Source organism: Methylomagnum sp., assembly GCF_054333355.1.
Window position 1 is genome coordinate 1 of the sequence record NZ_JBTEKS010000169.1, and the last position, 8,969, is coordinate 8,969.

The following is an 8,969-nucleotide window of genomic DNA, read 5'->3' on the forward strand; positions in this document are numbered from 1 at the left end:
CCCCACTTCTCTTCAAATCCGTGACACGACCCGAATCTTCACCGGCTGCGGCATGTTCTCCGGCGGCGGCTTGGGCATCGCCAGCCGCAGCTTGGGCAGGGCGGCGCGGATGGCTTGGTCCACCTCCGGCTTGCCGCTGCTCCCGGCCAATTCGGCCCGGCTCAGCCGGCCATCGGGGCCAATCCAAATCTCCAGCGTCACCGAGTAGCCGGATCGGCGGGCCGGGGTTTCCTCCAGCAGGGCGTGCAGTTCGTCCACCAGGGTTTGCTTGACCTGCCCGCCGTACCAGTGGATGACGCTGCCCGCGCTGCCACCCAGCAACGAGCGCCCGCCTTTCCGGGCCGCGAGTCCGAAGGCGTCGGAACCGGCCCCGCCTTCCCCGTCCACGCCCAACTGATCGCCGGGCGGCTCCTCGGCTTGTTCGGGGGCAGGCTCCGGCTCCTTCTCCGGCTCGGGTTCCGGCTCCTCGATCTTTTCTTCCTTCATTTCGGGCGGCGGGGGCTTCACCTCCGGCGGCGGTGGGGGGGGCGGCGGTGGCAGCACGGTGATTTGCTGGACGGTGCGTTTGGTCGTGGGCTGCTTCTGGAACAGGTCTTTCAGGAAGTACACGCCCAGCGCGATGGCGAGGCTCAATACCACCCCGATCAGCATCGGCAGGCGCCGTAGCCATTCGTGTTTCTTGTTCATGTGGGCGGTCTGGATTTACTTGACGAGCTTTTGGGTCACTAGCCCCAACTGGCTGATTTCCAGGCGCGTGACCACGTCCAAGACTTCGATGATCTTCTCGTACTGGATCGAAGCGTCGGCCTTGAGGACGACGGGAAGGTCCGGCGTGGCGGCCTTGTATTGGGCCAGCCGGGTTTCCAGTTCCTGGACGGAGACCGGATAGGTGTCGAGGTAAATCGTCCCGTCCGGGGTAATGGAAATGGCCTTGGTCTTGGGTTTCGAGAGGCTCGGCGTGCTGCTGGCCTTGGGCAGGTTCACTGTGATGCCCTGCACCGTGGCGGTGGTCATGATGATGAAAATGAGCAACAGCACGTAGGCCACGTCCAGCATCGGCGTGATGTTGATGTCGTCGTAGACCTTCTCTTCGGATTCGACTTTCATGCGTCAGCCCTCCGAAGCCATTCCGTAGGATGGGCGGCGCTTGCGGAACCCATCGTTCGAGGCTTAGGAATTGGCGAAAAATAACTTCCCGAAATCTGTAGGTCGGACTTCAGTCCGACCTGTCGGGCTAAAGCCCGACCTACCACGAGGTGCGATGAATTGGGGAAATTGTTTGTGGCCATATCCTTGGTGGTTTGATGGGTTTCGCTACGCTCCACCCATCCTATAAACCGGGATGCTTTGAATTCCTTGCTCATATGCCGTCTCCGTCGAGGCCGCGTTGATGGGCGGCGGCGACCCGCATGGAGAGCAGCGCCAGGAATTCGTCGGTGAACACCCGCATGTCGGCCACGATGTCCTTGATGCGGGTCAGCAGGTAGTTGTAGGCAAACAGCGCCGGAATGGCGACCGCGAGGCCCGCCACCGTCGCCAGCAGCGCGGCGGCGATGCCGGGGGCGATGGAGTTGATGTTCACGTCGCCCGTCGCGGCGATGACGGCGAAGGTAATCATCACGCCCAACACGGTGCCCAACAGGCCGAGGAACGGTCCCCCGGCGATGGCGATGGTGAGCAGCACCATGTTGCTGTTGAGCCGCTGGGTTTCCCGCACCACCTGGGAATCCAGCTTGACCCGCAGGTAATTCCAGGCTTCCGGCGACACAGGCTTGGACGCATCGCCCTGGAGCTTTTTCAGCTCGCGGATGCCCTCGTGGTAAAGGTGATAAATCGTCGAGCTTTGGAAATGATCGTGCTTGCCCACCAGGGCGGTGAGCAGGTCCGAGTCGCCCAATTCCTTATCAGCGTCGGTTTCCTCCGCGTCCAGGTCGCCGAGATGGGCGGCGTCCAGTTCCCGGTATTTGGCGAGGAAGGCCCGGTTGTCCTTGGTGACGCGGGCGATGACCACGCCCTTGACGACCATCACCAGCACCGCCACCACGAACATCACGCCGGTCAGGCCGATGATGACCCAGCCGTCCACGGTGACGTTCTGCACGATGACCATGAAATGGCCGGTGCCGCCGCTGCTGTTGGATTCGTCCTGACCGTAGGCCAGCACGTTGAAATCCGGGCTTTGGGTGCGGAAGCCCAGCTTGATCCAGTCGGGGCTGCGGGCGACGGCGGCGATTTGCGCCTCGTCCAGCAGGCCCGTGAAGTTGCGGCCCAGCGCCACGCTGGGATTCAGCGCCGCCAGGGTGACGGGAGCGCTGCCCGCCGGAGCGCCGTCGAGATAGAGCTCCAGCTTGTCCTTACGGGCTACAAGTGCGAGGTGCTGCCACTTGCCCGGCGTCAGATTCGCCGCCGGGGTTTCGACCGGCGTGCCGCCGTTCTGCCAGCGGGCCACCGCCGCCGTGCCATTCACGGCGAGTTCAATGCCGTTAGCACCCTCGCGGGCATCCAGCAGGCTGGCGTTGGTTTGGGGCTGGTCGATCTTCACCCAAGCCGAGAAGGTCCAGCCCTTGTCCGGGTTGACCGCCAGTTGCGGCGCGGCGTTGACCGTGATCGGCCCCGCCCCGCTGAACTTGGCCGCCGCGCCGATCCACCCCGCCGGATCAACCGCCGCCTTGGAATCCGCCGCGTGCGTGCCGTAAGCCGTCGCGTCCTGGGGCAGGGTTTCGCCTTCGGCGAAGTGGTAGGTCAGGCTCTGGGCCACGTCGTACAGCCCCTTGGAGTCCGAACCGTCCGGGGCGTTGGCATTGCCGTAATACAGCCAGAAGCCGTCGGTGCTGACGCCACCGCGCACTTCCGGCAGCTTCACCCACACCAGACCGAGTTCGTTGAAGGCATCGACCTTTTCCACCTGATGCTTGAGGGCGACCTTGTCGTCCTTCAAAAAGCGGATGTCCTTGCCGTTCTCGGCCAGCTCGGCGAAGTAGGCGAAATTGCCCGCGTGCAGCCGGATCAGCAGCGGGAATTCCGCCACCGTCTCCTGAATGTCCGCGCCGGTCGCGGCGGCGTCCACCGTCACTTGGCGGCGGGATTTCCACTCGTCGTTCCACCAGCCGAAGGCCAGGGCGGGGAGGAGGAGCAGTAGCAGCCCCAGGGGGAGAGTTATTCGATTCATCTGGTTGGTTTCTGTCGTTCGTTTTCGAATAAATACGCTGGATGTAGCCCGTCGGGCTAACTTGTGGGAGTGGGCTTCAGCCCACGACCTCGCAGGCTGGATTTATCGTGGGCTGAAGCCCACTCCCACTAACCCCCACACCCCGGCGTCCCCGCCCGCACATCCGCCACGCTGCATTGCCCATAGCCCACCACGTCGGCGCTAAGCTGGCTGTTGTTCATGGACTTGGCTTGGTTCTCGGCCTGTTGATCCTGGGTTTTGCCCGCGTCATCCAGTCCGCCGGATTGGGTCGCCGCCTTGGCCGCGCCCGCTGCCGCTGCCGCCGCACCGGCGGGCACCACCGGCGGGGCCACCGCCGTGGGCACGCCCACCGTGCCGCCCGACGCCTGGATGTTGGAAGCCCCGATCACCGCGCTGGGGGCGATGACCACCTGCCCGCCGCTGATGCCCGCCTCCCCGGCGTTGACCACGCCCTTGGGCGCGGCCAGATAGACATTGCCCTGGCCCTTGCTGGTGTCGGCGGGGGTGATGGCCTGGATGCCGCTGCCGGAGACGATGGGTGGGAAAATAGTGACGATGTTGCCGTTCTCATCCACCCCGGTGACGGGCGGCGGCGCGGAGATGGCGGACTTGGCGCCCTTGCCCGCGTCGATGTCGCCCTTCGAGGACCAGATGGCGATGTCGTCCCCGCCCATGGTGAACACGCGGGATTGGTTGACGTTGAAGTTGCCGGAGGCGAAGGCGTTCACGTTGCCCTGCTGCTGGGCCACGATGCCCAACTCGTCGGCCTCCTTGCGGAGTCCCCCGACCTTGCCCGCCAAGCCCACATCCACCTGCCCGCCGGGCACGGCGAGGTTGATGTCGCCACCCGCGAGGGTCTTGATCTGGCTGAACACCAGCGCCAGATCGCCCGCGTAATCCTTGCCGGGGAACAGGGTGGCAATGGCGTCGAAGCCCTGTTGGTAGAACTTGCCGCGCTGGTTTTCCGGCGCTTTGGCGGCGGCGGCGGCGGATTGCTTGATTTCGCTGAACAGGATGTCCTGGACAACGCTGAGCTTCGCCTCGTCCGGCTGCTGCTTGAGATAGGCCAGCTTGTCTTCCGGCGTCGGGTTGCCGGTGAGTCCGTCGAGCTTGAGCTTGGCGAGGTAATCGCTGCCCACGGTCAGGTATTTGCCGATGAATCCGGCGTATTCCACCTGGTCCGACAGCCCGGCCAACAGGTCGATGCCCGCCCCGCCGTCGCCGGACAAGGCCCGGTTGAACAGGTTGCCGATGGTCAAAATGCCCGACGAACTGCCCAGGTTGATATTCCGCCCGGCCAGCACTTGCAGGCGTCCGGGGCCGTCCACCTGGATGCGCTGATCCATGGGCACCACGCCGCCGTTGGCGTCCAGCCGCGAGTCGAACACCAAATCGCGGCCCGCCTGGACGCGGGTGATGTCGCCCGGGTTGAGGTTCTGGGCGTACAGGCTGAGGTTCTTGATGTCGCGGCCCGCCTGGACTTCGGTCGCCTTGGGCATGAAGAACTTCATCTGCACATTGCCGGGGAAGGCGATGTCGCCGCCCTTGGCGATGATCGCCGCCCGGGCCGTGTCGTTCTCATGCACCGGCGTGGTGGCGTGGATGGCCGTGGCTAGGGAGCTTTCCGGGTCCAACCGCTCGCGGGTCTTGATGTCCTTGCGGGGCAGGTCGCCCAGCAGGCCGGATTCCGGCAGCGCCACCTGCGGCAGCAAGGCCGGGTCGGCGTCGGATAGGTTCAGCTTGAGGGTGGCGTCCTGGGTGCGGTCGGTGCCAATGTCCTGGCCCGCCAGCAGTTCAAGCTGGCCTAGTGCCGATGGGTACAGAATTAAGGAATTGTCGATGCGGATGTCCCCGGCGGGGGCTTGGGCGGTGAGCGTGCCGGGATAGACCGCCAGCTCGAAGCCGGTACCGTCCCCGGCGGTGTAGCCTTTGACCGCCTTGAAGGTATCGACGGCGTTTTGCAGCACCACATCGCCGCCCGCCGAGGCCAAATCCAAGCGGCTGTCCGGGGCGTAGGTGAAGAAGAAGGCATTGCGGCGAGTGGCGGAATCGGGCAAATCGTGCTGCGGTAACAACGTCGGATTTAACGCCGTGCCCAGCACCACATCACGCCGCGCCGTCAGTTGGAAACTGGCGTCGCCCTGCTCGATGACCGCACCCAGCTTGGTGTCGGAGGCCAGGATGCCGCCGCCCGCGTTGAGCCGCCCGCTGCCCAAACCGGTGTAATACTCGCCGCCCCGGATGTCGCCCCCGGCGCTGACGCTCAGGTTGCCGCCGCCGGAGATTTCGGTGCCATTGGCGATCCACTGGGTATCGGTGGCCCCGCCCGGCTTCAGGTCGGGCAAGCTGCCATTGCGCGGGGTCGTCAACACGCCCATGGGCTTGCCGGTGGTGGGGATCATCACCGACAAATTGCTCACATGGCCCCCGGCGCTGACGCTCACATCGCCGCCGCCCAGAGCGCCCACGTTCTGATTGAAGAAGCGGCTGGCCTTCTCGTTAATGAAGATTTGCTTGCCTCTGGCGTCGAAGCCCACCGTCACCCGGTCCGCCGTCGCGCCGCTCACGTCCACGCCCCAGGCCGTCGGGCGGCGGTTGGCGTCGGCGGCGTTGTTGTTCCAGGTGCCGCTGCGGACCAGCCAGTCGGTCATCATCTGGCCGGTTTCGATGCCGCTGATGTCGCCGCCCGCCGCCAGATGGATGTCGCCGCCGTGGGTGGGATATTCGGCCAGGAAGCCATAGCCCGCGTTGTACGCGCCGTAGGTGCCCCAGCGCAGCAAATCGGCCAGCACCGCCGGGTCTTGCTTTTGCAGGTAAGCGGCGAGGTCTTCATTGGGCTGGATGGCCGTCACGCCCAGCACCTTGCCCGCCAGCAAGTCGTCGAAGGTGTAATCGGCGGGTCGGCCCACGGTGTAGACCGCCGCCGCCAGTTTCGGGCTGGCGGGGTTGGCGACGAACAACAGGTCGTTGCCCGCCTGGATGTCGATGCTGCCGGTGCCGGTACGGACCATGACTTGGCGGGTGGCGGTCTGGGCCGGGTTGAGTGGGTCGATGCCGGTGTAGGTGCTGGCCAGCCGCACATCGCCGCCCGCCGCGAGGGCATAGCTCCACGAGTAGCCCGGTTGCAGGGTGTCTTGGAACTGGAAGCCTTGCAGGGTGCCGTACAGCGAATCCGGCAGGGTGGCGAAGGCGTCGGTCAGGGTCGCCTTGATGTCCAGGTCGCCCCCGGCGTTGAGGCTCAGATAGCCCGGCACGCCTTGCCAACGCCATAAGTAGTCGCCGGTCTTGGCGTCCTTCGCGGCGAAATCCCAAGCGCCAGCCAGCGTGAGATTGCCCGCGCTGCGGAGGTCCAAGCCGGGCGCCACGATCAGGCCCGCGCCGGAGTGGTCCGTTGGCGCTTGGACCCGCGTCATGAAGGCGGCGGTGTCGGCCTGAAATCCTAAGATGGCGCTGTCGTCCACCGTGCTGACGCCGGTATAAACCCGCGTGGCTTCCAGCAAGGGCCGGGTCGCGCCGCTGATTTGGGTGTTGATCTCGGTGACGGCGATTTGCCCCGTGCCGTCGTCGCGTCCGGTGCGGAGATGGACGGAACCGCCCTGCCCGCCCGCGCCCCCGGAGACATTGATGGAGGAAGCGGCGGAGAGGTCCAGCCGCCCGGAACCGCTGGCGGTGAGGGCGGAATCGACGGTATCCAAGCTGACCTTGCCGCCCCGTTCGCCATTGCCGGTCGCGTGGGCGTCGATGGCCGCGCCCGCGCCCAGCGTGATGCCTTTGGAACCCTGAATGGCGACTTCGCCGCCTTGCGTCCCGGCGGCGTCGATGTTTCCGGCCACATTCACCGCGCCGGAATCCGCCGAGAGTTGTACACGGTGCGCCCGGACGGTCTCGCCCGCCGGTAGGCTCACATCGCCGCTGCGCTGGCGGAGCGCGAGGCTTTCCGCGAAACCCGCCGCCGCCAGTTTGCCGTTGAGCGCCGACAAGCCGCCGGTGTCGAAGCTCGCCGCGTCGAGGGCAAAGCTTCCCGTCTTGGACTGGCCGACCGCACTGGCCGTAACGGTGCCGCTCCAATCGAAACCGCCTTGCGGGGCCGTGACCGCGAGGCTACCCGCATCGCTGGTTTGGTCCGTGACGGCGGCGGGAATGTTCGCGCCGGAAAGATTGAGGCTGGACCCGGACGCCAGCACTACATTGCCCTGATTTGCGGCGAGCTTGATGCTGCCCGCCGGGGTGTAGCGGGTCAGGGCGGCGAAGTTCACGGACTGGCCGGACACATCGGCCACGAAACCGGAATCCAGCCGCACGTCGCCGCGCAGCGCGGTCATCGCCAGCAGGCCGGACGGCAGATCGAAGCGGGCGTTGCCGGAAATGCTATCGGCTTGCAGGGTCCAGCCCACACCCAGGCCGGTGGTGTCGGCGGGCTTGGCGGGCAAGGCTTGCGCCGCAAGCGTGAGGCTGTGGCCGGTGGCGTTGATTTCCGTGGTGGACCCCGCGCCGCCGCTGATATGGCCCGCGCTGAGGTTCACATCCCCGGCCACGGTCAAGCGGCCCGCGTTCTTGGCCGCGTCGGACTGGCCCAGCAAGGCTTCGCTGGCGGAGAAATTCACCTTATTGAAGCCGGTGATGGCGTACTGGCCGGCGCCCAGCGCGATGGCCTTGGCGGTCAGGCTCAGTTCGCCGCTGCCGGTGCCCGCGCTGGACGCCCTGCCGCCGCTGTTGTCGAGGAAAATGGCGTCGGCCCGGATGGTCGCCGCCGCGCCGTCGTTGGCGTAGCCATTGATGGCGGCGGCGTCGATGGCGAGCTGCTTGGTGTCGATGCCGACGGCGCCGTAAAGATTGAGATCGGTGGCGCTGGTCAGCTTGAGTTCGTCGAGGGTGAAGCCGGTCTTCGCCAGCACCAAACCGGCGCTGTCGGCGGGCGCGTTGCCCAGGCTGATCTTGCTGGACTTGAGCGCCAAGGAGCCGCCCGCCATGGCGATGGTCCCGGCGAATTTGGTGTCCGTGGTGGAATCCAGCAGCATCGAGCCTTCCGCCGTGAGCTTGGCCCCGGACTCCACCACCAGCACGCCGCCGTTGCCGGTGGTGGCCTGGTCGCGGATCACGCCCACTTGCGGCAGCGCGGAGACCCGCACCAACGCGCCATCGCTGCCGCCGGACGCGCCGGATTCGACCCGGTTGGACACCAGCAAATCGTCGGCGGGCGCGTCGATCTGGCCCCGGCTTTCCACCACCGCGCCCGCCCCTAGCTTCACTTGGGTCTTGCCAGCCAGCAGGATTTCCCGGCCCGTCAAGCTGGCGTTCCCGGCGATTTCCACCGAATCCGCCACCACCGAGACGCGCCGCCCGGTGGTTTCCTTGGAGCGCAGCCCGCCCAGCAACAGGCTTTCCACGTTCAATTGGTTGAGGTCATCGGCCAGCAAGCCGACCGTGCCGGATTCCAGCCCGGTCAAGTCGGCGCTGGTCCCGACCACCGCCAGCCGCGCCGCGCCGATGTCCACCTGTCCGCCCACGCCATTGGCGGCGGCGGTGGCGGCCAGTTCGGCACCCAAAGTCAGGCGGGAATCGGCGGAAATGGCGAGGCTGCCCGCGTCGCGGGGCAGTTGCGGCGTGACGGTGCCGTCGCGGGTGGCCTTGTCGGCAAAGAATTGGTTGGCGGAGTAATCCTGGTATTGCGAGCGGGTGCGGGCGATGCTGCCCGGCTCCACCGCGAAGCCCTGCCAGCGCGGGTCCACGGCGGGCGTGCCCGCCACGCCGTAACGGCCCGCCACCACGGTGGAGCCGT

General features: G+C 66.4%; 4 protein-coding genes. All 4 read right to left on the minus strand.

Features of this window, described 5'->3' with window-relative positions; genetic code table 11:
* Positions 1-12 precede the first annotated feature (12 nt).
* A complete protein-coding gene (locus ACXWUF_RS13350; RefSeq protein ID WP_458495160.1) occupies positions 13-687 on the minus strand; it encodes an energy transducer TonB family protein in 675 nt (224 codons plus the stop codon).
* Between the two features lie 15 nt (positions 688-702).
* Positions 703-1,107 carry an ExbD/TolR family protein gene (locus tag ACXWUF_RS13355; protein ID WP_458495161.1) on the minus strand — a complete coding sequence of 135 codons (405 nt, stop codon included), beginning with the start codon at positions 1,105-1,107 and terminating at the stop codon, positions 703-705.
* Between the two features lie 253 nt (positions 1,108-1,360).
* A complete protein-coding gene (locus ACXWUF_RS13360) occupies positions 1,361-3,169 on the minus strand; it encodes a DUF2341 domain-containing protein (protein ID WP_458495162.1) in 1,809 nt (602 codons plus the stop codon).
* Positions 3,170-3,297: 128 nt separating this feature from the next.
* Complete coding sequence (locus ACXWUF_RS13365; RefSeq protein ID WP_458495163.1) at positions 3,298-8,955, minus strand: filamentous haemagglutinin family protein; 5,658 nt, start codon at positions 8,953-8,955, stop codon at positions 3,298-3,300.
* Positions 8,956-8,969 lie beyond the last annotated feature (14 nt).

What these genes read in the sequence shown, in the direction of transcription:
- ACXWUF_RS13350 (WP_458495160.1), bottom strand. Translation starts at nt 687, where the DNA reads ATGAACAAGAAACACGAATGGCTACGGCGCCTGCCGATGCTGATCGGG.
- ACXWUF_RS13355 (WP_458495161.1), bottom strand. Translation starts at nt 1,107, where the DNA reads ATGAAAGTCGAATCCGAAGAGAAGGTCTACGACGACATCAACATCACG.
- ACXWUF_RS13360 (WP_458495162.1), bottom strand. Translation starts at nt 3,169, where the DNA reads ATGAATCGAATAACTCTCCCCCTGGGGCTGCTACTGCTCCTCCTCCCC.